This window comes from Janthinobacterium sp. BJB426 (assembly GCF_002735705.1).
In the GTDB taxonomy this organism is placed as follows: domain Bacteria; phylum Pseudomonadota; class Gammaproteobacteria; order Burkholderiales; family Burkholderiaceae_D; genus Janthinobacterium.
The window spans coordinates 183,439-209,795 of sequence record NZ_PDZL01000007.1 but is presented as its reverse complement, the minus strand read 5'-3'; the positions used below and the strand labels follow the sequence as shown (position 1 = coordinate 209,795).

General features: G+C 63.2%; 22 protein-coding genes. 13 read left to right on the top strand and 9 right to left on the bottom strand.

The genetic code is table 11. The features are described from left to right. Positions 1-22 precede the first annotated feature (22 nt). The gene (locus CSQ93_RS14120; RefSeq protein ID WP_099378572.1) at positions 23-1,027 is read left to right on the top strand and encodes a GlxA family transcriptional regulator; all 1,005 of its coding nucleotides are present in this window, start codon (positions 23-25) and stop codon (positions 1,025-1,027) included. A 4-nt stretch (positions 1,028-1,031) separates the two neighbouring features. On the opposite strand, the gene CSQ93_RS14115 is transcribed toward CSQ93_RS14120, so the two are convergent. Next, the gene (locus CSQ93_RS14115) at positions 1,032-1,265 is read right to left on the bottom strand and encodes a hypothetical protein (RefSeq protein ID WP_034784311.1); all 234 of its coding nucleotides are present in this window, start codon (positions 1,263-1,265) and stop codon (positions 1,032-1,034) included. A 117-nt stretch (positions 1,266-1,382) separates the two neighbouring features. Beyond that, entirely contained in the window at positions 1,383-2,489 is a 1,107-nt protein-coding gene (locus CSQ93_RS14110) for an S-(hydroxymethyl)glutathione dehydrogenase/class III alcohol dehydrogenase (protein WP_099378571.1), read from the bottom strand. Positions 2,490-2,735: 246 nt separating this feature from the next. Here CSQ93_RS14110 and CSQ93_RS14105 point away from each other — a divergent pair, with 246 nt between their 5' ends. The 3 genes from CSQ93_RS14105 (at position 2,736) to CSQ93_RS14095 (ending at position 5,572) form a co-directional block, all read left to right on the top strand. Continuing rightward, on the top strand, positions 2,736-4,172 hold the full coding sequence (locus tag CSQ93_RS14105) for a PQQ-dependent sugar dehydrogenase (protein WP_099378570.1): 1,437 nt from the start codon (positions 2,736-2,738) through the stop codon (positions 4,170-4,172). Positions 4,173-4,289: 117 nt separating this feature from the next. Then, positions 4,290-4,733: a thioesterase family protein gene (locus CSQ93_RS14100; RefSeq protein WP_099378569.1), complete on the top strand. Its 444-nt coding sequence runs from the start codon at positions 4,290-4,292 to the stop codon at positions 4,731-4,733. A gap of 41 nt (positions 4,734-4,774) precedes the next feature. Next, positions 4,775-5,572: a substrate-binding periplasmic protein gene (locus CSQ93_RS14095; protein WP_158301228.1), complete on the top strand. Its 798-nt coding sequence runs from the start codon at positions 4,775-4,777 to the stop codon at positions 5,570-5,572. A gap of 55 nt (positions 5,573-5,627) precedes the next feature. On the opposite strand, the gene CSQ93_RS14090 is transcribed toward CSQ93_RS14095, so the two are convergent. Then, the gene (locus CSQ93_RS14090) at positions 5,628-6,131 is read right to left on the bottom strand and encodes a DUF3016 domain-containing protein (RefSeq protein ID WP_099378567.1); all 504 of its coding nucleotides are present in this window, start codon (positions 6,129-6,131) and stop codon (positions 5,628-5,630) included. 436 nt (positions 6,132-6,567) lie between these two features. Here CSQ93_RS14090 and CSQ93_RS14085 point away from each other — a divergent pair, with 436 nt between their 5' ends. Next, on the top strand, positions 6,568-8,073 hold the full coding sequence (locus CSQ93_RS14085; protein WP_099378566.1) for a DUF3369 domain-containing protein: 1,506 nt from the start codon (positions 6,568-6,570) through the stop codon (positions 8,071-8,073). Positions 8,074-8,297: 224 nt separating this feature from the next. On the opposite strand, the gene CSQ93_RS14080 is transcribed toward CSQ93_RS14085, so the two are convergent. After that, positions 8,298-10,244, bottom strand: a complete 1,947-nt coding sequence (locus tag CSQ93_RS14080; protein ID WP_099378565.1) for a GAF domain-containing sensor histidine kinase — start codon at positions 10,242-10,244, stop codon at positions 8,298-8,300. Between the two features lie 185 nt (positions 10,245-10,429). Between CSQ93_RS14080 and CSQ93_RS14075 the strand changes: the two genes are divergently transcribed. The 5 genes from CSQ93_RS14075 to CSQ93_RS14055 all read left to right on the top strand — a co-directional run bounded on the left by CSQ93_RS14075 (position 10,430) and on the right by CSQ93_RS14055 (position 18,132). Further along, complete coding sequence (locus CSQ93_RS14075; RefSeq protein ID WP_099378564.1) at positions 10,430-11,977, top strand: C13 family peptidase; 1,548 nt, start codon at positions 10,430-10,432, stop codon at positions 11,975-11,977. Positions 11,978-12,006: 29 nt separating this feature from the next. After that, entirely contained in the window at positions 12,007-12,381 is a 375-nt protein-coding gene (gene czcI / locus CSQ93_RS14070) for a cation efflux protein, CzcI family (RefSeq protein WP_099378563.1), read from the top strand. A 91-nt stretch (positions 12,382-12,472) separates the two neighbouring features. After that, positions 12,473-13,711 carry a TolC family protein gene (locus tag CSQ93_RS14065; RefSeq protein WP_158301227.1) on the top strand — a complete coding sequence of 413 codons (1,239 nt, stop codon included), beginning with the start codon at positions 12,473-12,475 and terminating at the stop codon, positions 13,709-13,711. A 13-nt stretch (positions 13,712-13,724) separates the two neighbouring features. Next, complete coding sequence (locus tag CSQ93_RS14060; RefSeq protein ID WP_099378562.1) at positions 13,725-14,930, top strand: efflux RND transporter periplasmic adaptor subunit; 1,206 nt, start codon at positions 13,725-13,727, stop codon at positions 14,928-14,930. 25 nt (positions 14,931-14,955) lie between these two features. Beyond that, on the top strand, positions 14,956-18,132 hold the full coding sequence (locus CSQ93_RS14055) for an efflux RND transporter permease subunit (RefSeq protein ID WP_099378561.1): 3,177 nt from the start codon (positions 14,956-14,958) through the stop codon (positions 18,130-18,132). A gap of 13 nt (positions 18,133-18,145) precedes the next feature. On the opposite strand, the gene CSQ93_RS14050 is transcribed toward CSQ93_RS14055, so the two are convergent. Next, the gene (locus tag CSQ93_RS14050; protein ID WP_099378560.1) at positions 18,146-18,655 is read right to left on the bottom strand and encodes a hypothetical protein; all 510 of its coding nucleotides are present in this window, start codon (positions 18,653-18,655) and stop codon (positions 18,146-18,148) included. A gap of 364 nt (positions 18,656-19,019) precedes the next feature. Here CSQ93_RS14050 and CSQ93_RS14045 point away from each other — a divergent pair, with 364 nt between their 5' ends. Further along, the gene (locus CSQ93_RS14045; protein WP_099378559.1) at positions 19,020-19,658 is read left to right on the top strand and encodes an Npun_F0296 family exosortase-dependent surface protein; all 639 of its coding nucleotides are present in this window, start codon (positions 19,020-19,022) and stop codon (positions 19,656-19,658) included. Positions 19,659-19,738: 80 nt separating this feature from the next. Here the strand turns inward: CSQ93_RS14045 and CSQ93_RS28850 are convergent, their stop codons facing one another. Further along, positions 19,739-19,975: a hypothetical protein gene (locus CSQ93_RS28850; RefSeq protein WP_158301226.1), complete on the bottom strand. Its 237-nt coding sequence runs from the start codon at positions 19,973-19,975 to the stop codon at positions 19,739-19,741. Between the two features lie 211 nt (positions 19,976-20,186). On the opposite strand from CSQ93_RS28850, the gene CSQ93_RS14040 reads away from it, so the two are divergent. Beyond that, on the top strand, positions 20,187-20,561 hold the full coding sequence (locus CSQ93_RS14040; RefSeq protein ID WP_099378558.1) for a hypothetical protein: 375 nt from the start codon (positions 20,187-20,189) through the stop codon (positions 20,559-20,561). On the opposite strand, the gene CSQ93_RS14035 is transcribed toward CSQ93_RS14040, so the two are convergent. Then, entirely contained in the window at positions 20,562-23,600 is a 3,039-nt protein-coding gene (locus CSQ93_RS14035) for a sensor domain-containing diguanylate cyclase (protein ID WP_233516174.1), read from the bottom strand. It abuts the gene before it with no gap. Positions 23,601-23,824: 224 nt separating this feature from the next. Here CSQ93_RS14035 and CSQ93_RS14030 point away from each other — a divergent pair, with 224 nt between their 5' ends. Beyond that, entirely contained in the window at positions 23,825-24,544 is a 720-nt protein-coding gene (locus tag CSQ93_RS14030) for a helix-turn-helix domain-containing protein (RefSeq protein WP_099378556.1), read from the top strand. Here the strand turns inward: CSQ93_RS14030 and CSQ93_RS14025 are convergent. Then, positions 24,528-25,445 carry a sterol desaturase family protein gene (locus CSQ93_RS14025; protein ID WP_099378555.1) on the bottom strand — a complete coding sequence of 306 codons (918 nt, stop codon included), beginning with the start codon at positions 25,443-25,445 and terminating at the stop codon, positions 24,528-24,530. The two genes, CSQ93_RS14030 and CSQ93_RS14025, sit on opposite strands and share 17 nt — an antisense overlap. A gap of 81 nt (positions 25,446-25,526) precedes the next feature. Beyond that, positions 25,527-26,240 (bottom strand): 7-cyano-7-deazaguanine synthase QueC, encoded by a 714-nt coding sequence (gene queC / locus CSQ93_RS14020; RefSeq protein WP_099378554.1) that lies wholly within the window; start codon positions 26,238-26,240, stop codon positions 25,527-25,529. Between the last annotated feature and the right edge of the window lie 117 nt (positions 26,241-26,357).

Genomic DNA, 26,357 nt, shown 5'->3' with positions numbered 1-26,357 from the left:
TTATCCCCCTCACGCATATCGCATGATCAAGCAAAGCCCCAAAGAATTCCCTCTGCGCACCGTCGACATCATCGTCTATCCCGGCTTCAAGGCACTCGAAGCCATCGGCGCCATGAAAGTGTTTGACTACGCCAATACCCATTTGCGCCTGCGCAATCTGCCCGGCGGCTACGACGTGCGCATCGTGTCGACAGCCATCGGCCCGGTCGAGTCGGACACCCTGATGTCGCTGCACGCCAGCAAGGCGCTCGATGCCAGCCGCCTGCCCGACTTGGCCGTCATCGTCGGCTGCCACCACGTCGAGCAAGTCTTGCAAGACATTCCCGCCCTCGCCGCCTGGGTGGCCGAGGCGGCGCCGCGCATCGACACCCTGGCGGCCCTGTGCACAGGCTGCTTCTTCCTGGCCGAGGCCGGCGTGCTCGACGGCAAGAGCGCCGCCACGCACTGGAGCGCCGTGGACAGCCTGCGCCAGCGCTATCCATTGATACAGGTCAATGCCGATGCGATTTTCGTGCGGGAAGGGAAATTCTGGACGTCGGCCGGCGTGACGGCCGGCATTGACCTGGCGCTGGCCCTGGTGGAAGACGATTTCAGCCGCGATATCGCGCTGGAAGTGGCGCGCGACCTGGTCGTGTATCTGAAGCGGCCCGGCGGCCAGTCGCAGTTTTCCGTGCACCTGTCGAGCCAGATGACGACGCATCCCACCATCCGCCAATTACAGGGCTGGATCATGGAACACCTGGCCGAAGAGCTCACTGTGCCGCTGCTGGCGGCCAGGCTGGCCATGAGCGAGCGCAATTTTACGCGCGTGTTCCAGCGCGAAACGGGCACCAGCCCCACGGAATTCATCGACACGGCCCGCTTTGAAGTAGCGCGCCGCTTGCTGGAAGACAATGTGTCTTCCTTAAAACAGGTGGCCGTGCAAGCGGGCTTGCATACCGAGGAGAGGCTGCGCCGCCTGTTTCAAAAGAAACTTGCCATCACGCCCCGCGATTACCGCGAGCGCTTTTCCAGCACGGCGCGCTAAGACGTCAGCGCGGCTTGCCGTGACGCACGTGGCGCGTGGCCAGCTGGCGGCTCTGCCGGGCCAGCGGTGTAAACAAGAGTGCGCACAGCAGATACGTGGCCAGCAGCGCCAGCCAGATGGCGGGCGTGGCGAGGCTGGCGGCATTGCTCCACCACAAGGCCAGCAGGGAAGACAGGGCAGCGCCGAGGAAGACGGGCAGCATGCGGCGCAAGGTGGCGAGGTAGGCAGTGGCAAACATGAACGGCTCCCAAAGCAAGGCGGTGATATCTTCACACTAGCAGGGGCAGGCAGCGAAGTACAGCCTGCCGCCCTGCCCCGTCCGTCAAGTGTTGCGCAATGAGTACATCCGTTAATATTAGTACAACACGACGGAACGGATCGACTCGCCGCTCTTCATCAGGTCGAAGCCTTCGTTGATGCGTTCGAGCGGCAGGCGATGCGTGATCAGGTCGTCAATATTGAGCTTGCCTTCCATGTACCAGTCGACGATCTTCGGCACGTCCGTGCGACCGCGCGCGCCGCCGAAGGCCGAACCGCGCCATTCGCGTCCCGTCACCAGCTGGAATGGACGTGTGGAAATTTCCTGGCCAGCCGCTGCCACGCCGATGATGAACGATTTGCCCCAGCCCTTGTGCGTGCACTCGAGCGCCTGGCGCATCAGGGTCGTATTGCCCACGCATTCGAAACTGTAGTCGGCACCGCCATCCGTCAGTTGCACGATGGCATCGACGACGTTTTCCACTTCGTTCGGATTAATAAAATGCGTCATGCCGAACTTGCGCGCGATAGCCTGGCGCGCCGGGTTGATGTCGATGCCGATGATTTTATCGGCGCCGACCATTTTGGCAGCCTGAATCACGTTCAGGCCGATGCCGCCCAGACCGAAAACGGCCACGTTGGCGCCCGCCTCGACCTTGGCCGAGAACAGGACGGCGCCCACGCCCGTCGTCACGCCGCAGCCGATGTAGCACACCTTGTCGAACGGCGCGTCGGAGCGGATTTTTGCGAGAGCGATTTCCGGCACGACGATGTAGTTCGAAAAGGTGGACGTGCCCATGTAGTGGAACAGCGGCTGGCCATTCAGCGAGAAGCGGCTGGTGGCGTCCGGCATCAGGCCGCGGCCCTGCGTGGAACGGATGGCCTGGCACAGATTCGTCTTTTGCGACAGGCAGAACTTGCACTGGCGGCATTCCGGCGTGTACAGGGGGATGACGTGGTCGTCCTTTTTCAGGGTCATCACGCCCGGCCCCACGTCGACGACGACGCCGGCGCCTTCATGGCCGAGGATGGCGGGGAAGATGCCTTCCGGATCAGCGCCGGACAGGGTGTAGTAATCGGTATGGCAAATCCCGGTGGCTTTCAGCTCGACCAGCACTTCGCCGGCGCGCGGGCCGGCCAGGTCGACTTCTTCGATCGTCAGCGGGGCACCCGCTTTCCAGGCAATCGCGGCTTTGGTTTTCATGTGTGTCATTCCTGCTCGGTTTCAGATGCGCCATTATCGGGCGGCAACGGACGTGACGGTGCGACTGGCCCTGCGCTTGTCTGAAAACGCGGCGCATTTGTCCGATGCCGCCGTACCGTGCAGCAGCGCACGGAAGCGTGACCCATGCGAGGCGTACGCTTGCGCAAGCTCAATCGTGCCGACGCCAAAAACGCGCATTCTTGCAGCAAACCTAGCGCCATACCGAGCAGCCAGCAGGAGACTGACATGCGCCACTTCCTATCCCGGCTTTCCCCTATCTGGCCAGCCCTGCTGCTGGCGTGCTGCCTGAGCCTGCTGGCATCGTGTGGCGGGGGCGGCGGTCACCATCCGCCTGCAGCCGGCACCGGCAGCCTGACAGTCACCATCGGCGGCTTGCCGGCCGGCGTGGCGGGCGCCGTCACGGTGAGCGGGCCTGCGACGTACAGCAAGACGCTGACGGCGAGCACCACCTTGACAGACCTGGCGCCCGGCGCCTACACGCTCAGCGCCGCCAGCGTGGCGCAAGGCACGCCCACGCCCGTCACGCAGCAGGTGCAAGTCAATGCGGGGGCGACGGCCAGCGCCAGCGTCACCTATGCGGCCAACGCGCCGCTGGCCCTCTCCCTGCAAGAGGTGGCCAGCGGCTTGAACGCCCCCATCTTCCTCACGGCGCCGCCCGGCGACAGCCGTTTGTTCATCATTGAACGGGCCGGCCGCATCCGCGTGGTGCAGAACGGCAACCTGCTGGCCACGCCCTTCCTCGACATCAGTACGCTCACCACCACCAGCGGCGAGCGGGGCTTGCTGTCGCTGGCCTTCCATCCGCAATACGCCAGCAACGGCTATTTCTTCATTTATTACACCAACCTGGCCGGCGATATCGTCATCGAGCGGCGACAAGTGTCAGCTGGCAACGCCAACATGGCCGATCCCCTGTCCGCGCTGGGCATCCTGACAATTCCCCATCCCACGTTCAGCAACCACTATGGCGGCTTGCTCAGCTTTGGACCGGACGGCTATCTGTATGCGGGCACGGGCGACGGCGGCAGCGGGGGCGATCCGCCCGGCAACGCGCAAAACACCAACGTGCTTCTGGGAAAACTGCTGCGCCTGGACGTCAACGCCAGCAGCGTCGCCCAACCGTATGCCATTCCACCCGGCAATCCATTTGCCACGGCAGGCGGGCGCCCTGAAATCTGGGCCTACGGCTTGCGCAACCCATGGCGCTACGCCTTCGACGTGCCGGCCCAGCTGCTGTATATCGCCGATGTGGGCCAGGCCAACTGGGAAGAAGTCGACGTGCGGCCCATGGGCCAGGCGGGCAACAACTATGGCTGGAACATCATGGAAGGCACGCACTGCTACAACAGCGCCAGTTGCAACCAGGCGGGGCTGGTCCTGCCCGCCATCGAATACGGCCACGATGCAGCCGGCGGCTGCTCGATCACGGGCGGCTATGTCTACCGCGGCGCGGCCCTGCCGGAACTGGCGGGGCACTACCTGTATTCCGACTACTGCAGCGGCTGGCTGAAAAGTTTCAGCTACAGCAATGGGATGGCCTCGGCCTTAACGGACTGGGGCATCACGAACGTGGGCAACATCCTGTCGTTTGGCCAGGATGCGCAAAACGAGCTGTACATGCTGAGCGGCACGGGCAAGGTGTACAGGATAGTACGCAGGTAAGCGTACGCAAGCAGTCATGGCGGCGCACGCCTGGGGCGGCATTTTTCGACGGGGCGCGGGGAACCGGCTAGAATTGATATTTCCGCCGCGCCCTGCGCCCCAGCCCAAGAGAACACCATGGCCCGTTTGAAACTTGAATTTCCCGAAGACCAGTACTGCTATTCCTCGCAACTGACGGTACGCACGACGGACATCAACGCCGGCAACCATCTCGGCAATGATTCCATGATTTCCATGATTTCCGAAGCCCGCGCCCGCTTCCTGTTCGAATATGGCGTGCGCGACATCGAAGCGGACGGCACCGGCATCATCGTCACCGACCTGGCCACCACCTACCGCGCCGAAGCCCATGCGCGCGACCAGCTGTTGTTCGAAGTGGGCGTCATGGATTTCAACAAGTATGGCGGCGACATCACCTTCCGCATTACCCGCCCGCGCGACAGCACCCTGATCGCCATGGCCAAGTCCGGCTTTGTCTTCTTCAACTACAAGCGCAGCCAGGTCGTGCCCATGCCGGAAGATTTTGGCAGCAAGTTTCCGCAGGTGAACTGGATCGACTGAGGCGCGGTACATTCTGCTCATCATCCTGTATGCTTGTCAGGATGATATGCAAAATTAACCTGCGCCGCGCCGGCGCCTGCCTGCTGGCCGCCTGCGCGATGGCGTCACCCGGCATCGGCCATGCCGCGCCGCAAACCGTCATCCTGTACGGCGACGACGACTATGCACCGTACAGCTACGTGGAAAACGGCGTCTTCAAGGGCATGTATATCGATATCCTGCGCCAGGCGGCCAGCGCGATGCCCGATTACCGCCTGGAACTACAGCCGCGCCCCTGGAAGCGGGGCCTCGATGCGCTGGAAAAGGGCCAGGTTTTCGGCCTGTTTCCACCCGGACGCAAGACGGAAAGGCCGTACGTGCAACCGTATTCGGCCATGCTGTACCGCGAATCGGTGGTGCTGTTTTGCCATGAGGCCGTCATGCGCACGCCGCGCACGCGGTTTCCCGCCGACTTTGCAGGCCTGACCATCGGCGTCAACACGGGTTTTCTGCTCTCAGAAAAATTGATGGTGCCGGCCCGCGAAGGACTGCTGCGCCTGGAAGCGGCCAAGGGCAATGAAGCCAATCTGAAAAAACTGGCCTTGCGGCGCATCGATTGCTACGCCAGCGACCGCGGCGCGGCACGCCACACGGCGCGCCAGCTGGGCGGCGAACTGGCCAGTTACGGCTTTCAATTGTACGAAGTGCTGGAACTGTCGTCCGAAGCCACCTATATCGCCTACAGCGCGCGCAACACGCCGGCCTACAAGGCTGATTTCGTCGCGCAAATGAATGCCGCCCTGCTGGCCCTGCGGCAGAGCGGCCAGCTGGCGCGCATCGAACAGGCTTACTTGCGTTGACTACTTGCGTTGACTATTTACGTTAATTAGCCCGGCACTGCGCCCGGCGGCAAGATCATTTGCGTACCGGACGCTTCACTTGCGTGCCAAACGTGTCCGAGAACCAGTCATCGATCATCTTCTTCTCGTAGCGCAGCTTGTCGCCGCTCGCATAGCGATTGATGCGCGTCAGATAGGACATATCGGACAGGGCCGCATCCGCACTGCCGATGACCTTGCCATCCTGCTCCAGCACATAATGCAAGCGCATGCGCGGCCAATCGGCCTGACCGGTCATCACGCGGAAATCCTGCGTGGAGCGCATGGAGGTATTTTCACGGCCAGCCATGTCCAGATCCGTCACATCGATCTTCAGGGTCAGGCCAGGCTTGAGCGACTCTCCCAGTTTCTCGAAATGCGCCGTCAAGTCCTTGAGCACTTTGTCACGCTCCGTCTGATCGAAAGACACGTCCGAAAATTGTTCCGGCTTGGTGAAATGAACTTCCGTGCCCGCCCAGGCGGCAGTGCTCGCCAGCAAGGCAAGACCAGCAATGAAGGTACGCGTCGTTTTCGTTTTCATGATGAGTCCTTTCAAGAATGTGGATGGCACTCCGGCCACTTTTTACGTCTTACTATAGCGCGATGAGTTTCATTCTAAAGGGAAACTAATACATTGTTACTTTTCTTGCACCGCGTAACGAACAGGGCTCAGGCCACAGACTTTTTTTACAGATTCATTGGCAATATTAATTAAAACAAAGTATTGTCTTGAAAATATAGTTGCCTAAGCGATAAAGTATAGATAGTGTCGCCAGCGTGGATTTAAAGTGCTTTTTTGATATGCATGTTGCATGAATTTAGTCAATTATTCTTGCTTGTTGTTAATACTTGGCTGTCAGTCTACAATCGATAAAATGCGCCCGAAAAACGCGCAACGCCAGTAGTGGCGCACAGGCAAGCCTGGCGCAGGCGTCTCAGCATTGCGTCAGTTATGCCTTTTAGCGGAACTCGCCCTTATGTCATTTTTGTCTTCAGCCTCGCCCAAGTTACCTCCCTGGAAAGTCCTGCTCGTCGACGATGAACCCGACATCCACGACATCACCAAACTGACGCTGAGCCGTTTTCGCCTCGAGGGCCGCGCCCTGAGTTTCGTGCATGCCTACAGCGGCGCCGAGGCCAAGCAGGTGCTGGCGCGCGAAGAAGGCATCGCGCTGGTGTTTCTCGACGTGGTGATGGAGCGCGAAGACAGCGGCCTGGAAGTGGCACGCTGGATGCGCGAAGACCTGGGCAACCAGTTTACGCGCATCGTGCTGCGCACGGGACAGCCGGGACAGGCGCCGGAAGAGCGGGTGATCGTCAACTACGACATCAACGACTACAAGGAAAAGACGGAACTGGACCGCACCAAGCTGTTCACCACCACCTTTGCCGCCCTGCGCGCCTACCGCGACATCATGAAGGTGGAAGAGGCACGCCAGGCCCAGCTCCATTACCGCGAGGGACTGGAAAGAGTCATCGCCGCCTCGGCGCACATTTTCAAGCAGCGCAACCTGCGCGACTTCGCCAGCGGCCTGCTGCAGCAAGTCGTCGCCCTGCTGCGCCTGGAAACGAGCATGTTGCTGCGCCTGCGCGGCGCCAGCGCCATCTCGGGCGAACAGGATTATGAAATCCTCGCGCAGATCGGCGACACGGACGACGGCATCCTCAGCCCTTCCCTGCTGTCGCAACTGGACGACGCCAAGAGCAACAAGATCTCGCGCCTGCACGGCGACACCTATGTCGGCTATTTCCCGAACAGCAGCGGCAAGGCGTCCTTGCTGGTACTCAAAGGCGTGGAAGAGATTTCCGACCTCGACGCGCAGTTGCTGGAAGTATTCTGTTCCGGCGTGGCCATCGCCTTCGACAATATCCTGCTAACGCAGGAAATCACCGATACCCAGGCCGAGCTGATCCTGCGCCTGGGTGACGTGGTCGAATCGCGCTCGCACGAAGGCGGCAACCACGTGCGCCGCATGGCCGAAGTGTGCCAGCTGCTGGCGCAGGCGTCCGGCATGTCGGAAGAGGAAACCATGGTGCTGCGCCACGCGGCGCCCATGCATGACATCGGCAAGATTTCCACGCCCGACGCCGTGCTGCTGAAACCGGGCAAGCTCGATGCGGCCGAATGGGAAATCATGAAACAGCATCCGACGGTGGGCATGTCCATCCTCGACGGCTCGCAGCGTCCGCTCTTGAAGGCGGCTGCCGTGATTGCCCACCAGCACCATGAAAAATACGACGGCAGCGGCTACCCGCAAGGCCTGGTCGGCGAAAACATCCACAAATACGCACGCATCGCCGCCGTGGCCGACGTCTTCGACGCCCTCATGCACAAACGCTGCTACAAGGATGCCTGGCCCCTGGAGCGCGTGGTCAGCTACCTGCGCGAAGTGAGCGGCAGCCACCTCGACCCGCAGTATGTGGAGTTGTTGATTGCGAACCTCGATGAAGCGCTTGCGTTGAATCAGCGTTTTCCGGATTAAGTGCCCCCCGAGCGATACGCACACCGGCAAAACACGCTTCGGCCCAAGCCCCCAACATGGGCGTTCCGGGCCAAGCGGGCCTGAAAAATGTCGAGGGCAAGGCGCAGCGACGCAGACAGTACGCATGTACGGCAAGGAGCTGCAACGCCGCCATCGGCATTTTCTCAGGCTCGCGTCTCCGGCCCGCCATTTTTGGCCGCCTGCGTCGGACTACGGCCTGCGGCCTAATCCGACCTACGTGGCTCCAGAGGGAAGCGTATCTTGTAATGCAACCCCATCCCCGCCGCACTAACCACCTTCACCGTCCCTCCCAGCGGTCCCGTCACCAGGTTGTACAGGATATGCGCACCGAGTCCGCTGCCGCCGGAACCGCGCTTGGTCGTGAAGAAGGGGTCAAACAGCTGGCCCAGGGTCGCGCTGTCCATGCCCATGCCGTCGTCGCTGTAGTCGAGTTCCAGCATCTCGCCGGCCATCCTGGCTGAAATCTTGATCTTGCCCGGCTCGCCTTCGGCAAAGCCGTGCACCAGTGAATTGACCACCATGTTTGTGACGATCTGCGAGACGGCGCCCGGATAGCTGCGCAGCTGCACCTCGGGCGCACAGTCGATCTCCACCTTGATCGGCTTGCCCTTCAGCTTGGGCTGCAAGGACAACAGGATTTCATCGAGGTATTTGCGCAAGTTAAAGCTGCGCAATTCGTCCGAAGACTGATCCACGGCCACCTGCTTGAAGCTGCGCACCAGCGCCGCTGCGCGCTGCGTATTCGTCGTCATGATGCGCAGGGTCTGGTCGATGATGTCGAAGAATTGCCGCAAGCCGTCCTCATCGAGCTGGCCGCCCTCCAGGTCTTCGCGCGTGAGTTTCAATTCCTGCACCAGGTGGCTGGTGGCCGTCACGCAAATGCCCAGCGGCGTATTGATTTCATGCGCCACGCCCGCCACCAGGCGCCCCAGGGACGCCAGTTTTTCCTGGCGCACCAGTTCCGACTGCGCTTCCTGCAAGGCGCTCAGGGCGCTGTTCAGGGCCGCGTTCTGCTCTTCCAGCGCTTCCTTGGCCTGGCGCATGGCGCTGTCGGCCTGGATGCGGGCCATCGCCACGGCCACGTGGCTGGCCATGAAGGCCAGCACGTCCAGTTCCGCCTGGCCATACACGACGGATTCGTCGTAGCTTTGCACGATGATCACGCCATATTTCCGCTTGCCCAGCAGCATGGGTGCGCCCATCCAGCTGGCGATGCTGGTATTGCCCAGCGGCTCGTCCATCTCGCCGCTGGCCACCAGCGCCGCATAGCTGCTGGCATCGAGCAAGCAAGCCTGGCGCCGCGCCAGCACATACGAACTCATGCCGATGCCGTAATGAAAGCGTTTTACGGGCGCCTGCGCATCCTTCTCGTCGACAAAATACGGGATCGTGATGTCCTTGTTGTCCGGGTGGTACAGGGCGATGAGGAAATTCTTTGCCGTCACCAGCTCGCTGATGATGGCGTGCAGGCGCGCGTACAAGGTCGTCGCATCGGCTGCCTGCGCCGACAGGTTGGCGATTTCATACAGCGCATGCTGCAGGTTTTCCGCGCGGCGCCGCTCGGCCACCTCGTGCGCCAGCAGGGCCGTGCGCTCCTGCACCGCCTTTTCCAGGCGGTCCATGCTTTGCATGCCTTGCAGCGCGCTCGATACATGCGTGGCGATCAGCGCGAATAGGGCCTGGTCTTCCAGGCTGAAGCGGTGCTGCGCGTCATAGCTCTGGATGACGATGGCGCCCAGCACCTGGTGCTGCTGGTCCAGCAGCGGGCAGCCGATCCAGTGCTCGGCCGCCGTGCCGCCGCCCCAGGCGCCGCCGCCGATGGCGCGCATGGCGTCGTCGTCGGCCGTCATCACCAGCTGCTTGCGGTTGACGATGACCCACGCCGTGGGCGACTGCGCGGCGCTGGCCAGGCGCACGCCCTCGTCCGGATCGGGCGCGGCGTCGAATTCGTCGACAAAGTAGGGAAAGCGCACGAGGCCATCGTCGTGGTCGCTGAGCGCCACGTAAAAGTTGGCCGCATACATGATGCGTCCCAGCGCCGCATGCACCGCCTGCAGGAATTCGCTGATATCGCTGCAGGTGCTCGAGCGTTGCCCGATTTCCAGCAACACGGTTTGAACGGCTTCCAGGCGGCTGAGACGGCTTTCCATGGGTGACTATGTACCTTGTGCAAGTATATGTTCTGAAAATCAATATTATCAGTTCAGCCCAGCCTTGGCACGGCATAAAACGCAGAATCTTGCCTTGAGGCAGAGCAACACACGCCACGCGCGCATTTGCCATGCTGGCAATACAGTGGCAGACTAGGCCCCTTCCTACAGACCAGACCGTCCTCATGACTGCCACGCTACGCGCCTCGCTTCGCCCCTACACCCTCGCCGGCCTGCTGGCCTTTGCCGCGCTGGGCATGCCGCCGCTGTGCGCCGCGCCAGCCAAGGCGCCGGCGGCGGAAACGGCCGATGGCGGACGCTATTTCGGCCCCCTCGTCGCGGGCAAGATGCATGGCCAGGGCCGGCTCGAATACGCGAGCGGCGCGTTCTACGAAGGAGGTTTTGCGCGCGGCGTGTTTTCCGGCCAGGGCAAGCTGCGACAGGCGTCCGGCGTCGAATACACGGGCGCGTTCCGCCAGGGCGCCTTCGATGGCCTCGGCCGCTACACCTCGCCCAAGGGCGAAATTTACACGGGCAGCTTCGTCAAGGGCAGCTTCGAGGGACAAGGCCGCTTCCAGGGCGCCGATGGCGCCACCTTCGAAGGCCATTTCAAGCACTGGCGCCCGCACGGCGCCGGCAAGCTGACCGACACGGACGGCACCGTCTTCGAAGGCGAATTCGTCCAGGGCCAGGTGCAGGGCAAGGCCAGGGTCACCACCAGCGATGGCATCCACTACGAAGGCGAGCTGAAAGACTGGAAATTCGAGGGTGTAGGCGTGCTGCGCACGGCCGACGGCGACGAATACCGGGGCGGCTTCAAGAATGGCCAGTTCGACGGCAAGGGCGTGCTGCGCTATGCCGTGGCGCAGGCAGACGGCCGGCGCGAAGACAGCGGCAACTGGACGGAAGGCCAGCTGGACGACCCGGCCTTGGACAAGCTCACGCGCGACAATATAGAGCTGGCCCTGTATAACCAGCGCGCCCTGCTCGACAGCGCCCTGGCCAGGATCGCGCCGCGCGATGCGGCGAAGAAAATCAATCTGTATCTGCTGGGCGTGGCCGGCGATGGCGCGCAGGAAGTGTTTCACCGCGAAACGGCCTTCGTGCAGCGCCAGTTCGACCGCGATTACGGTACCGTGGGCCGCTCCTTGATGCTGGTCAACAGCCGCAACACGGTGGCGCAGCAGCCGATGGCCACGCGCACCAGTATCGCAGCCAGCCTCGACGCGCTGGGCGCGAAAATGGACAAGGCCAACGACATCCTGTTTTTATTCCTCACCAGCCACGGCTCGCCCGAGCACGAACTGGCGCTGGCGCAAAACGGCATGGACCTGCACAGCCTGCCCGCGCAAGAGCTGGCGTCCATGCTCAAGCACAGCGGCATCCGCTGGAAAGTCATCGTGATCTCGGCCTGCTATGCGGGCGGCTTCATTGCGCCATTGAAAGATGACAACACCCTCATCATCACGGCCGCGCGCAGCGACCGCACCTCGTTCGGCTGCGACGACCAGAACGATTTTACGTATTTCAGCGAAGCGTATTTCAAGGAAGCCTTGCCCAAGAGCACCGGCTTTGCCGAAGCGTTCGACCAGGCCAGGGGGCTGGTGCAGGCGCGCGAGGCAGCCGATTTCCGCGAAGGCGGCATGGAGGCGGAAGAGCATTCCGAGCCGCAGCTGTTCCAGGGCAAGGCCATCGCCGCGCAGCTGAAGGCGTGGCGCGCCCAGCCACGTTAAGCGCTTCTTTCTGTACAATAGCCGTCACCATGCGACGATTCTTCCTCATTTTGCTGCTGTTCGTGCTTCCGCTCCAGATGTCCTGGGCCGCGGCGAGCGCGTATTGCCTGCACGAGGAAGGCAAGGCGGCGCAGCACCTGGGCCACCACAGCCACCAGCACAAGGCCGAGGCAGATGCGGACAAGCAACCCGCCGGTGACAAAAAGGTAGCTGACCAGCAGAAAAAAGGCCAGCCGCACAGCGATTGCAACGTCTGCCACGGCATCGGCCATGCATGGCTGCCGGCCGGCTCCAGCCTACCCATCGGTGACATGGCGTCCGTGAACGCGGACACCTCCCCCTTCTTTTACGCTTCCCACATCCCGGACGCTCCCAAGCGCCCTGACTGGTCGTCGGCCACCTAGGCCGACGGGACGTTTCAATCACTTTTCGCTGTAAGCCAGGCGCCAGCCTGCGCGTCCCGTCGAATTCTTTTTCCATACCTTGGAGAATTCGATGCACCGTTCCATCTATCTGTTATTGCTCTCCGCTGGCCTGCTGGCCGGCAACTTTGCCCATGCGCAAGCGCCACAGGAGCCTGCCGGCCCCCTGACCTTGCCCGCCGCGCTGCTGCTGGCCGAAGGCGGCAACGCCACCCTGTCGGCCGCCCGCCATGAGCTGGCGGCGCAAGGCGGCGCGTTGCAACAGGCACGCGCCCTGCCCAATCCGGAATTGCAAACCGTGCTGGAAGACACGCGGCGCGCCACGCGCAGCACCACCGTGCAGCTGAACCAGTTGATCGAACTGGGCGGCAAGCGCGGGGCGCGCGCCGCCGTCGCCCAGCGCGGCGCAGACCTGGCGCAAGCGGGCCTGTCCCTGCAGCAAGCCGACACGCGCGCGACCGTCACGTCCGCCTTTGTCGACGTGCTGGCGGCGCAGGAAGGCTTGCGCCTGGCCGACAGCGCACAGGCACTGGCCGCGCGCGCCAGCGACATCACGGCGCGCCGCGTGACGGCCGGCAAGGCCTCGCCCGTCGAGGAAACCCGCGCCCGTGTCGCCGAAGCGAGCGTGCGGCTGGAGCTGAACCTGGCCCGCAGCACCCTGGCCAGTGCCCGCAAGCGCCTGGCCGCCCAGTGGGGCAACGCCACGCCACGCTTCAGTATCGCCGAGGGACGCCTGGAAACTTTGCCAGAGCTGCCCCAGGCAAGCGAACTGGCAGCGCGCCTGGGGCAAGCCCCGGCCGTGCGACAGGCGCAGAGCGCGCTGGCCCAGCGGCAAGCCATGCTGGACGTGGAACAGCGGCGCGCCACGCCCGACGTCACGGTCAGCATCGGCATGAAGCGCTCGGAAGAACTGGGCCGCAACCAGGCCATCATCGGCCTGGCCCTGCCGCTGCCTGTGTTCGACCGCAATGCGGGCAACAAGCTCGATGCCTTGCGCCGCAGCGACAAGGCCAGCGACGAGCTGGCCGCCGCCCGCATCGCCGTGCAAACGGACGTGGCCGCCGCCATCGAACGGCTGGCCACGGCCCGGCTCGACGTGGAAAGCTTGCGCCAGGACATCTTGCCTGGCGCACAAAGCGCCTACGACACGGCCAGCAAGGGTTTCGAGTTCGGCAAGTTCGCCTTCCTCGACGTGCTCGATGCCCAGCGCACCTTGCTGCAAGCCAAAAACCAATACTTGCGCGCCCTCACCGAAGCACACCAGGCCGCCGCCGACATCGAGCGCCTGCTGGGCGCACCAGCTTCCCTGTAAGGAATCCCCGACCATGAATATCAAACTCGACAAAAAACAGACGATCGCCATCGCGTCCATCGCCGCCGCCGGCATCGTGCTGGCCATCCTCATCCTCGGCACGGGCAAATCCAGCGCCCCTTTGGTCCCTGCCGTCAAGGCGGAAGCACATGCTGAAAAGAAAGACGAACATGGCCACGAAGAAGTGGAAGGCAAGCTGGAATTGAGCGCCGCGCAAAGCAAGGCCGCCGGCGTCGTCATCGCTACGGCCGCGCCCGGTCGCATCAAGACGACGGTCGCCCTGCCCGGCGAAATCCGTTTCAATGAAGACCGCACGGCCCACGTCGTGCCGCGTCTGGCCGGCGTGGTGGAAGCCGTGCACGCGGACCTGGGCCAATTGGTGAAAAAGGGGCAAGTGCTGGCCGTCATCGCCAGCACGGAACTGTCGGAACAGCGCAGCGAGCTGCTGTCGGCGCAGCGGCGGCTATCTTTGGCCCGTTCCACGTATGAGCGCGAAGAAAAACTGTGGCGCGAGAAAATTTCGGCCGAACAGGATTATCTGCAGGCGCAGCAGGCGTGGCGCGAAGCGGAAATCGCCGTGCAGAACGCGCAGCAAAAGCTCAGCGCGCTGGGCGCCACGAGTACCAGCAAAGGGCCGCTGAACCGCTACGACATCCGCGCGCCGTTCGACGGCATGGTGCTGGAAAAACACATCACCCTGGGCGAAGCCGTCAAGGAAGACGCGAACATCTTCGTCATTTCCGACCTGTCGACCGTGTGGGCGGAAATCGCCGTGCCGGCGAAAGACCTGGCCACCGTGCGCATGGGAGGCAAGGCGGAAGTCAAAGCCAGCGCTTTTGATGCCAGCGCGCAAGGCACGATCACCTATGTGGGCGCCTTGCTGGGCGAACAGACGCGCACGGCCAAGGCACGCATCAGCTTGCTGAACCCCGACATGGCGTGGCGCCCGGGCCTGTTCGTCACGGTGGAAGTGGTGTCCGGCGAAGCGGACGCGCCCGTCACCGTGCACAGCACGGCCATCCAGACGGTGGAAGACAAGCCCGTCGTCTTCGTGCAGGTCAAAGATGGCTACCAGGCCACGCCCGTGGTGCCGGGCCGCAGCGATGGCACATTGACGCATATCAAGCAGGGCCTGGCCGCTGGCACGCCGTATGCGGCGCAAGGCAGTTTTGTCCTGAAGTCCGAGCTGGGCAAAGATTCCGCCGGCCACGAACACTGATCACGTCAAACTAAAGGAAACCATCATGTTTGAACGCTTGATCCGCTTCGCCATCGACCAGCGCTGGCTGGTGATGCTGGCCGTGGCCGCCATGGCTGGCCTGGGCATCTACAGCTATCAAAAGCTGCCCATCGACGCCGTGCCCGACATCACCAATGTGCAGGTGCAAATCAATACCCAGTCCGCCGGCTATTCGCCGCTGGAAACCGAGCAGAGGGTCACTTTCCCCATCGAGACGGCCATGGCCGGCTTGCCCAACCTGGAGCAGACGCGCTCGCTGTCGCGCTACGGCCTGTCGCAAGTGACCGTGATTTTCAAGGATGGCACGGACATCTATTTTGCGCGCCAGATGATCAACGAGCGCTTGCAGGAAGCAAGGGAAAGTCTGCCGGCCGGCATCACGCCGAAGATGGGGCCCGTCTCCACGGGCCTCGGCGAAATCTACCTGTGGACGGTGGAAACGCAGGCGGGCGCGAAAAAGCCGGACGGCACGCCGTACACGCCGACGGACTTGCGCGAAATCCAGGACTGGATCATCAAGCCGCAGTTGCGCAATGTCACGGGCGTGACGGAAATCAATGCCATCGGCGGCTACGCCAAGCAATACCAGGTGGCGCCCTACCCGGAAAAACTGGCCGCCTACGGCATCAGCCTGCAAGACGTGGTGACGGCGCTCGAGCGCAACAACAGCAACGTGGGCGCCGGCTACATCGAACGGCAGGGCGAGCAATTGCTGATACGCGCGCCGGGCCAGGTGGCCTCAAAGAGCGACATCGCCAACATCGTCGTCGCCAATGTGCAGGGCGTGGCCATCCGCATCCGCGACGTGGCCGACGTGGTGCTGGGGCGCGAATTGCGCACGGGCGCGGCCACGGAAAACGGCCGCGAAGTGGTGCTCGGCACCGTCTTCATGCTGATCGGACAGAACAGCCGCGCCGTCTCGCAAGCCGTCGACAAAAAGATGGTGGAAATCAACCGCAGCCTGCCGAAAGGCGTGCACGCCGTCACCGTGTATGACCGCACGGTATTGGTCGACAAGGCGATCAATACGGTGAAGAAAAACCTGCTCGAAGGCGCCGTATTGGTGATCGCCATCCTGTTCCTGTTCCTCGGCAATATCCGCGCGGCCGTCATCACGGCCATGGTGATTCCGCTGGCCATGCTGTTCACGTTTACGGGCATGGTGCAATACCATGTGAGCGCCAATCTGATGAGTCTTGGGGCGCTCGATTTCGGCATCATCATCGATGGCGCCGTGGTGATCGTGGAAAACTGCGTGCGCCGCCTGGCCCATGCCCAGCAAAAACTGGGACGGCCCTTGACCTTGCAGGAACGTTTTCACGAAGTGTTTGCGGCATCGCAAGAGGCGCGCCGCCCCTTGCTGTATGGTCAGCTGATCATCATGGTCGTGTACCTGCCCATCTTTGCGCTGACGGGCGTGGAAGGCCGCATGTTTACGCCGATGGCCCTGACGGTCGTCATCGCCCTGCTGGGCGCCATGCTGCTGTCGATCACCTTCATCCCCGCCGCCGTGGCGCTGTTTATCGGCGACAAGGTGGCGGAGAAGGAAAACGCCATCATGCGCGCCGCCAAGCGCTGGTATGCGCCGCTGCTGGACAAGGTGATGCGCAACACGCCCGTCGTGCTGACGGGCGCGGCGGTGGCCGTCGTGCTGTCGGGCTTGCTAGCCACGCGCATGGGCAGCGAGTTCGTGCCCAGCCTGAACGAGGGCGACATCGCCATCCAGGCCCTGCGCATCCCCGGCACCAGCCTGAGCCAATCGCTGGCCATGCAGCAACAGTTGGAAAGCAAGCTGATGGCAAACCACAAGGAAATCGCGCGCGTCTTCGCCCGCACGGGAACGGCCGAGATCGCCTCGGACCCCATGCCGCCGAATATTTCCGACGGCTACATCATGCTCAAGCCCCGCGATCAGTGGCCGGAACCGGGAAAATCGCGCGAGCAATTGCTGGCGGAAATCGAAGCGACGGCCACCAGCTTGCCTGGCAATAACTACGAGTTTTCGCAGCCGATCCAGCTGCGCTTCAATGAACTGATTTCCGGCGTGCGCAGCGACGTGGCAGTGAAACTGTTCGGCGACGACATGGCCGTGCTCGACGGGACGGCGGCGAAGATCGCCGGTGTGCTGGGCAAGATTCCTGGCGCAACAGAGGTGAAAGTCGAGCAGACGACGGGGCTGCCCATGCTGACGGTGCAGATCGACCGCGAGCAGACGGCGAGATACGGTCTCAACATTGCCGACGTGCAAGCGGCGATTGCCACGGCCATCGGCGGGCAAGAGGCAGGCACCCTGTTCCAGGGCGACCGCCGCTTCGACATCGTCGTGCGGCTGCCCGACAGCCTGCGCAGCGACCTGGAGCAATTAAAGCGCCTGCCCATCGCCCTGCCCCTGGGCGCGGCGACGGAAGGCCGTGCCCGCTTCATCCCGCTCGGTGAAGTGGCCAGCCTGCAAGTGGCGCCGGGGCCGAACCAGATCAGCCGCGAAGACGGCAAGCGCCGCATCGTCATCAGCGCCAACGTGCGCGGACGCGATATCGGCTCGTTTGTGGCCGACGCCACGCAACAGCTGCAATCGCAGGTGGCCATCCCGGCCGGCTACTGGACCAGCTGGGGCGGCCAGTTCGAACAGTTGCAGTCGGCCACGAAACGCCTGCAGCTGGTGGTGCCCGTGGCGCTGGCCCTCGTCTTCGTCTTGCTGTTTGCCATGTTCGGCAACGTGAAGGATGGCTTGCTCGTGTTCAGCGGCATCCCGTTCGCCTTGACGGGCGGCATCGTCGCCCTGTGGCTGCGCGATATCCCCATGTCGATCTCGGCCGCGGTCGGCTTCATCGCCCTGTCCGGCGTGGCCGTGCTGAACGGCCTGGTGATGATCGCCTACATCCGCCAGCTGCGCGAACAGGGCATGCCCTTGCAGGAGGCGATACGGGAAGGGGCGATCACGCGCTTGCGGCCCGTGCTGATGACGGCGCTGGTGGCCTCGCTGGGTTTCGTGCCGATGGCCATTGCCACGGGCACGGGCGCCGAAGTACAGCGCCCGCTGGCCACCGTGGTGATCGGCGGCATTTTGTCGTCGACGGCATTGACCTTGCTGGTGCTGCCGCTGCTGTACCGGCTGGCGTACCGCCGGCAAGAGGAGGTGGAAATGTCCGCCTCACGCGAAGGCGCAGCGGTGCAGATGTAGCGGCGGTGCCGGACTACGGGCGGCGGTAGCCGCCCTCGATCCAGTTCGCTGCGGACGTGGCGTTGAACTTGAACGCGGCCGAGGTACGCACCTTGGCGATCTGTTCGCCGTCGGCGTCGTAGGCACTCAGTTCCGCATACGGGTGGTCTTCGTCGGGGACGATGTCGAACATCACCTTGACTTGCCCCTCGTCCGTGGCGACAAACAGGTTCTTGTGCAATTGCGCATGCAGCTGCTGCTCATGGCGACGCAGCACTTCCGACGCCGTCTTGACCAAGGTATTGAACGCGTTGACGTCGAGCGGCTTCGGGTTTTTCTTGTCGCGGCCCATGGTCCACGGACCCACGAGGGCCGGCTCCGGTTCGCCATCCTTGATCATGGCCACGGCCCAGCCTTCATCTTCCTCGTTCTTGATCACGCGCGCCGTCCAGCCATTGCCTACCCACAGGCGCGGCTCCTGGATCGGGGCGTCGTTGTCCTGCTCGGCTGCTTCGTCGGAAAAGTCGGGGATATCGGTACTCATGGCGGTGCTCGTGATGGAAGGTCGGGGCTAGCATGATAGTCGAAAACGCCCGCCCGTGCCGCCTTGCCGCAAGGTAAGGCGCGGCCCACCATAGTCGATCCCGGCAAGAAGACAAGCTATCAATGTAGTAGCTTTACTCTAGCAATCGCGCTTTGATATTTCTCAAGTAAACCTATTATTATTTTGCAATCTGAATTGTGTTTTTTGTATTTAAATATTGCATGTAGTAATGCTTGGCCTCCAGAAACTCTTTTCTCCTGCGACGCCCCTCGTCCCCGCGCGCCGCACTGCCTCGCCACGCCGGGCACTTTCGTCGTTCCTGATAAAAATAGCTGTGTACACCAATACATTCGAGGGAATCAACATGAAAATCCTGTCCACTCTGGCCTGCGCCACGCTCGCCGTCGCCGCAGGCAGCGCCAGCGCAATTCCCACCTTCACTACCGGCGGTACGGTACTGGCAGGCGAGGGGCTGGTCACGTCGGTCGCGGGCGCCACCACCATCGATTTCAATGATGGCCTCGTACCCGGCAATTACACGGGTAACGTCTTTACCAGCGATCACCCAAGCTATGCCGCGCAGCCACCGAACGATCTGACGGCCTTCTATTCCGTCGGCGTGACGAATGGCCAGATCACCCCTGGCGTCGCTACCTTCGGTGGCGGATTGAGCTATTTTGGTTTCTACATGGGTTCGCCAGACGCGTATAACAGCGTCGTCTTCACCATGGGAGATCAAAGCACGGTCACCTTGACGGGATCGCAAATCGCCACCTTGGGCAGTGTCAGCGCCAATGGTGATCAATCGGTGGGCCTGTATGTGAACGCGTGGGCGGGCGAAGGGGCAACATTTACCACGATCGCCTTCCACTCGACAGGCCAGGATGCATTTGAAAGCGATAACCACGCCTTCATCGCCGCCGTGCCCGAACCGGAAACCTATGCCATGTTGCTGGCCGGCCTGGGCTTGCTGGGCTTCATGCTGCGCCGCAAACCATCCTGATTCCAGGCATGCACCGACAAAAGCCCGCACTGCGGGCTTTTGTCACTACCAGGCGAGGCATGTCTTGCAACGACCACGCATCAGCACATGGACATGGCAGGCCGGTTGGGCCAGGTCAGCGGTGGACCGGGCGGCACCCAGCGCGGGTCGATGGCCGGCAGCGGCGCATGGTAATTGAAGGGGTTGATGATGATCGGCGGTATCGCCGATGGCGCGCCGACGGGCTCGGCGCAGGACTGCCTGGCGCTACGCTGGCGCGTGCTTCGATGGTGGGAAAGGGATAGCGATTGATCCCCGGTATCTGCAAACAAAAGCATGTTGCCCTCCTTGCGAGACTGAGGTGTTCAGTATAGGACGGCTTGCGCACATTACAAGAAAAGAAATCTTGTTCCAGATCAGCGTTTTTCTGTCCCCAGCGCCTTCCATACCGTGAAAATGACGGCCTGTCGCACGCCACTGGCGGCCAGCCGGGCGCGCCCCTACAGTGTGACCATGCAACACCCCATCACCCACACACTGAGGCTTACCATGAAAAAATTGCTCACCTTCGTCCTCATCGTCATGCTTGCCTGCCTGTTCCTCGACAAGATCAGCGGCAGCGACATGCACATGCAGTTCCACGGCGACGATGTCGACGGGCCGCTGGAGTGGCTGTTCGGCCTGGTGTTTGCCGGCGGTGGCTTGCTGATCGCCGCCATTGCGGTGGTGTGCGCCGCCATCATCACGGGCGTGGTCCTGGCGGGAGTCGGCGTGGTGCTGATCGCCGTCGTGGCCCTGTGCGTGGTGCTGGCGCTGGCCTTGAGCACGCCCGTGCTGCTGCCGTTGCTGATTCCCGTCGCCATCGTCTGGCTGATCGTCAGCCGCAACCGCAAGCAGGCGCAAGCGCGTCAGCACAGCCTGTAATCACTGCGCCATGAACTTGCTGAGCACGCCGTCGCTGCCGCCGTCATTCTGTTCGATGCGGTTGCGCCCGCCACGCTTGGCCCGATACAGCGCCTCGTCGGCACGCGCCAGCACGGCTTCGCAATCAGCATCGGTACCGGCCATGGCGGCCATGCCGATGCTCACCGTGATGCTGATCACAATGCCACCATCGATGGTCAGCGAACTTTCCGCCACGCGCCGGCGCAACCGTTCGGCAAACACGGCGGCGGCGCTCAAATCCGTGCCGGGCAGCAAGATGGCGAATTCCTCGCCACCCACGCGGCCCGGCACGTCGACCTTGCGCAGCGCCTGGCACATCAGCGCGCCCAGGTGGCGCAGCACCGTATCGCCCACGGCATGGCCATACTCGTCGTTGACGCGCTTGAAGTGATCGATGTCGAGCATCAGCACGCTGGCGCAGCTGGCCAGTTCGCGCTGCAAGCGGGCGTGCTCGTTTTCCAGCGACGCCATGAAGTGGCGCCGGTTCGGCAAACCGGTTAAAAAATCCGTAGTGGCCAGTTGCAACAGTTCCGCGTTCATGCGTTTACGCTCGGTGATATCGAGCGAGGACACCATGACGAAATCGAGGCTGTCCGCATGGCCGGGCATCACCAGCAAGCTCAATTCATTTTGCCGCGCCGCGCCATCGAGACGCACGAAGCTGCTTTCGCACTCGAACAGGTGGGCGCCGCCAGCCAGCGCCAGCAGCGCATCGCCAAAGCGCGGCAAGGCGCTGTCGTCGAAATTCTGCGCCAGGCCCAGCGCGCCGCGGCGCTGGTCATCCTCGTTGGCGCGCACCTGCGCCAGCGCGGCGCCGTTCGCATCGATGATGCGCACCAGCCCCGCCAGTTGCCGCAGCGCATCCGGATTGGCCTGGAAGTGGGCGCCCAGGTCGTGCACGCCGGCTAGCTCGAGAGCATCGAGCGCGGCGCGCACGGCCGACCAGTCCTGTTCCCACAGGGCCACGGGCGCATGGTCGTACAGACTGCGGAAACGCGCTTCGCCCGCGCGCAGGGCCAGCGCCACCTGCGCCTGTTCGATGGCCATGCCGGCCAGGTGCGCCGCCTCGCTCAGCCGCGCCAGATGGGCCGCGCCCGGCAAGGTCGGATGGCGGTGATACGCCATCAGCACGCCTAGCAGCTTGCCCGAGCCGCCACGCACGGGCTCGGCCCAGCACGATTGCAGCTGGGCCTGCCACGCCAGTTCCATCGTCTCCTGCGCATCCGCATGCAAGTCACCGACGATCACGCGCTGACCATCGCGCACGGCTTGCGCGGCGATGCCATGCACGCCCTGCAGGGTGTCGAGGTCATGGCCATGGCTGGACAGGTTGAAAAACGCGGGCAAGCCCGGCGCCGCTCCCAGCACCAGGCGGTGGCGGCTTTCATCGAGCAGCAAGATGCTGCACAGCATGGCGGGATGGTCGGCTTGCACGCTCAGCACCACGCTTTCCAGCACCCGTTCCAGCGGCGCGCCCGTGGCCAGCATTTCCAGCACTTGCCGCCGCGTATGTTCGCGCCGCTCCATCTGGCTGCGCTCGCTGATATCGCGGAAGGTCCACAAACGCGCCTGCTCATTGCCCAGTTGCATGCTGCGCACATATTGCTCGACCACCCGTCCATCGCGCAGGTGCAGCACGTCGCGCCGTTCGCGGTGGCCATGCGGCGCATGGACGCGTGCTCCGAGGAAAGGCGCCGCCTGCTCCAGCTGGCTTTCCACATGGCGTACCAGCGCCGCGCCATCGGCTTGCCAGTCGAGCGCGTCGGGCACTTGCCACAAGTCGCGAAAACGCCGGTTCGACGTGAAGATGCGTCCCTCGGTATTGTCGACCAGAATGCCGTCGATGGTCGAATCGAGGATGCTGCGCAGCATGGCCTGGCTGCGCTGCGCCGCCTCGGCCATCGCCAGCACGCTCGCCTGCCCCTGCTCCAGCTGGCCGGTCAGCTCGCTCGAACGCGCCAGCGCCGCCTGGGCGCGGGCGCGGCCCGCCGCCAGCAGCCAGGCGGCCAGCGCCAGCACGATACTGGCCAGCACGCCGGTCAAGGCCACCAGGCGGGGCCGCGCCAGCAGTTCGCCATCAAAGCCCGGCATGGCGCGCACGCGCAAGGTCCAGGCATGGCCGGCGATGCTGATCGCTTGCTGCGAAACCAGGCTGTCCGAGGCGGCAGACGACAAGGCGCCCGGCAAGCTGTCATACATCAGGGCCGCCTCGGCCAGTTGCGCGCCGTCATAGATTTCCAGGTCCAGCTGGCGCGCGCTCTCGCCGCCCACGCCCGCCATCAGGTCGCCCATGCGAAATGGCGCAAACACCCAGGCGCGCAAGGCGGCGCGGCGCTGCTCCACGCTGGCATGCGGCAAGCCATTGTCATACACGGGCAGCACGACGAGGAAGCCATGCGCCTGGGCGCTGCCGCCATCCTGCACCAGGTGGATCTTGCCCGTCATGGCGGCTTGCCCCGTGTCGCGCGCCTGTTCGAGCGCGGCGCGGCGCACGGGTTCGGAGCCGATGTCGTAGCCGAAGGCCAGCAGGTTGCTCTCGCTCAAAGGTTCCAGATAGGTGATCGGCGCATGCCAGGCACGCTGGCCGTGCGGACGCACGGCATAGCCGGGATAGCCGTCCGCGCGCACGCCGGCCTCGTGCCGCGCCAGGGCGCCGCCGGACAACAGCGGCAGGTAGCCGATGCCATGGATGCCGGGAAAGTGGCGGTCCACCTGCTGCACCGCCAGGTAGGCATGGAATTCGCGGCGCGTGACTTCCTGCGAACTGGCATACAGTCCCTGCACCCCGTGCAGCACCTGGATATAGGTCTGCATGCGGCCGACGATGTTGCCCACCAGTTCGCGCACGCGGAAATCGAAATCGGCCTGCACCTGCTGCTCGCTGGCATCGTCGGCATTGCGCCAGGCGCCGTACGTCAATCCCAGGCACAGCGCCAGCACCAGCGCGGCCAACGCGCGCGGTCCCACCCAGTGCGATACTGGCCAGGCAAACCACGACGAAGACGCACGTGTAGGCATGACAGGTGGACAAGCAGAACGGACATCAAACCGCTACACGGCCAGCAACATGGCTGGCAGCGGGCTGCACGACTACCATCGGTAGTCGATGAGAATGATAGTACGTTACAGCGGGCGGCCATGCAATGCTGAATATTGTATTAAAAAAATCACATATTTCATCAATGCAACGATACGTACTCCAGGAAAATTCGATGCCATGAAAACCATCCCCGCCGGCTGGTATGATCGCCCCGCAATCCATCACCTGGGAGTCGCGTTTGCAACAGGATAGCTGGCAGGGAACACTTTGGCTGGCGCCGGACTTTGCCATCTTGCATGGCGCAGCAGGCGCCACGGACAGCCACGCCCATTATGCGCACCAGCTGATGCTGAGCACGGGGGAGCCTTTCACGGCCGAGCTCGACGGCATCGTCCACACGGCGCGGCACTTGCTGGTCGATAGCCTGCGCCCGCACGCCATCCTGAGCGCGCCGGCGCCCATGCTGACCATCTATGCGGAACCTCAGCGCCTGCGCGGCGCGACCCTGCTGGCCGCGGCCGGCAGCGCAGGCGTGCCCAGCCTGGACAATCTGGCTGCCGCGCTGCAGGCCCAGCCACGCGAAGACTTGCCCGATCCCCGCCTGCGGCGGGCGCTGGACAAGGTCGACGCGCTGCTGTCGGGCAAGGTCAGCGCGGCCACCGTGGCCGAGGCGGCGCATTTGTCGCTGAGCCAGCTGGAACGCCTGTTCAGCGCCCAGCTGGGCCTGCCCGTGCGGCGGCTGGTGCTGTGGCGCCGCTTGCGCCTGGCCATCCGTTTCATCTTGCTCGGCAGCACCTTGACGGACGCGGCCCACGGCGCCGGCTTTGCCGATGCCGCGCATTTTTCGCGCACCATGCGCAGCCTGTTCGGCGTGCGCGCCGACCGCAGCTTGCGCCAGCTCAACGTCAAGCTGCTCGATTGATGACGCCTTTGAGCGCCTGCTTCAAGCCGGCCGGCAACTCGGGCGCGCGCACGCCCTCTTCCGCGCGGAACGGTTCCAGCAGTTGCGCCCCATATGCGGGCGGGTAATCGGGACGGCTGCCGATGCCCAGGTCCTCGCCCCGCATGCGGTAATCCGGGGCATCGAAACGCGTGCCCAGCAGGCGGTCCCAGCAGGTAAAGAACAGGCCGAAATTCACGTCGCCGGCCGTGCCGTATTTCATGTGGTGAAAACGGTGCAGGGGCGCCCAGGCAAACACGTGGCGCAGCGGCCCCATGCGCATGTCGACATTCGCGTGCTGCAGCAGCAACTGGATCGCCACGGCAAACGCCAGCACGGCCATGACAGTTTCCGGTATGCCCAGCAGCAGCAAGGGCAGCATGCCGCCCGTCGCTTCCAGCAGCAAATGCAGCGGATGTTTCATCCAGCCATTAAAACCGTACAGGCGCGTCACGCTGTGGTGCACGGCATGCAGTTTCCACAGAAAATAATAGCGGTGGCTCAGGTAATGCACGAGCGTGATGCCGCAGTCGGCGAGAAGGATGGCCAGCAGCAATTGCAGCCAGAACGGCCAGGTGCCGGGCCAGAAGTCTCCCAGCGCCAGGTATCCGGCCAGCAAGGGAAACGCCGCCAGGCCCAGCAGGTATAGCGCTTCATTGACGAACGCATGCAGCGTATCGCGCCAGCCATCGCCGTGATCGTGGTTCCACGCGCCGTCATACGGCAGACAGCGTTCGGCAAGAAAGGAAGTGAGCAGGGCCAGCAGCAGCAAGGGCGGCAAGACCCAGAGAGAATAGTCGCACACCGCGACCAGGCAACTGGCGGCGCCGATGAAGCCGGCCCAGAACACGGGGCCGTACAGCGCGGCAAAGAGGGATTTCATGGCAAGACGCTCCTGTGGCAAAAACCACAGCATGGCGTGTCCCCCTGCCGCGCCGCTTGAAGAAACGGCGCAAGCTGTTTTTTACTTTGCTGCCTTGCGCGCAGCGTATTGCTGGTAGCCATTCGCGCGCAGGGCGCAGGCGGGGCAGGTGCCGCAGCCATAGCCCCAGTCGTGCAGCTCGCCACGCTCGCCCAGGTAGCACGTATGCGTACCGCTACGGATCAGGTCGACCAGCGGCTGGCCGCCCAGGTCTTCCGCCAGGTCCCAGCTTTGCGCCTTGTCCAGCCACATCAGCGGCGTTTCCAGCTTCAATCGTGTATTCATGCCCAGATTCAGGGCCACTTGCAGGGCCTTCATCGTGTCGTCGCGGCAATCCGGGTAGCCGGAGAAATCCGTCTCGCACATGCCTCCCACCAGCACCGTCAAGCCGCGGCGGTACGCCACGGTGGCGGCCACGGTCATGAACAGCAAGTTGCGTCCAGGAACAAAGGTGTTTGGCAAGCCGTTTTCCTGCATGACGATCTCGACGTTCTGCGTCATGGCCGTATCGGAAATGGCGGAAATGAGCGACAGGTCGATCATGTGATCCTCGCCCAGGCGGCTGTCCCACTCGGGCGACTGCTGGCGCATCTGTTCCAGTACGCCGGGCCGCACGGTCAGTTCGATCGCATGGCGCTGGCCGTAATCAAAGCCGATGGTTTCCACGCGGCTATAGTGCTTCAAGGCCCAGGCCAGGCAGGTGGTGGAATCTTGCCCACCGCTAAAGAGCACCAGTGCGGAGTCCGTTGCTAGCATAAATTTTCTTTCTATGTTTTTATCTGTTGCAATAGTGCGCGGGGAAACATGATTCCCCATGCAAAAAATACTTATTCGTCCGCCATCAGTTTACCTATTCCGGTAACATGCAGTCAG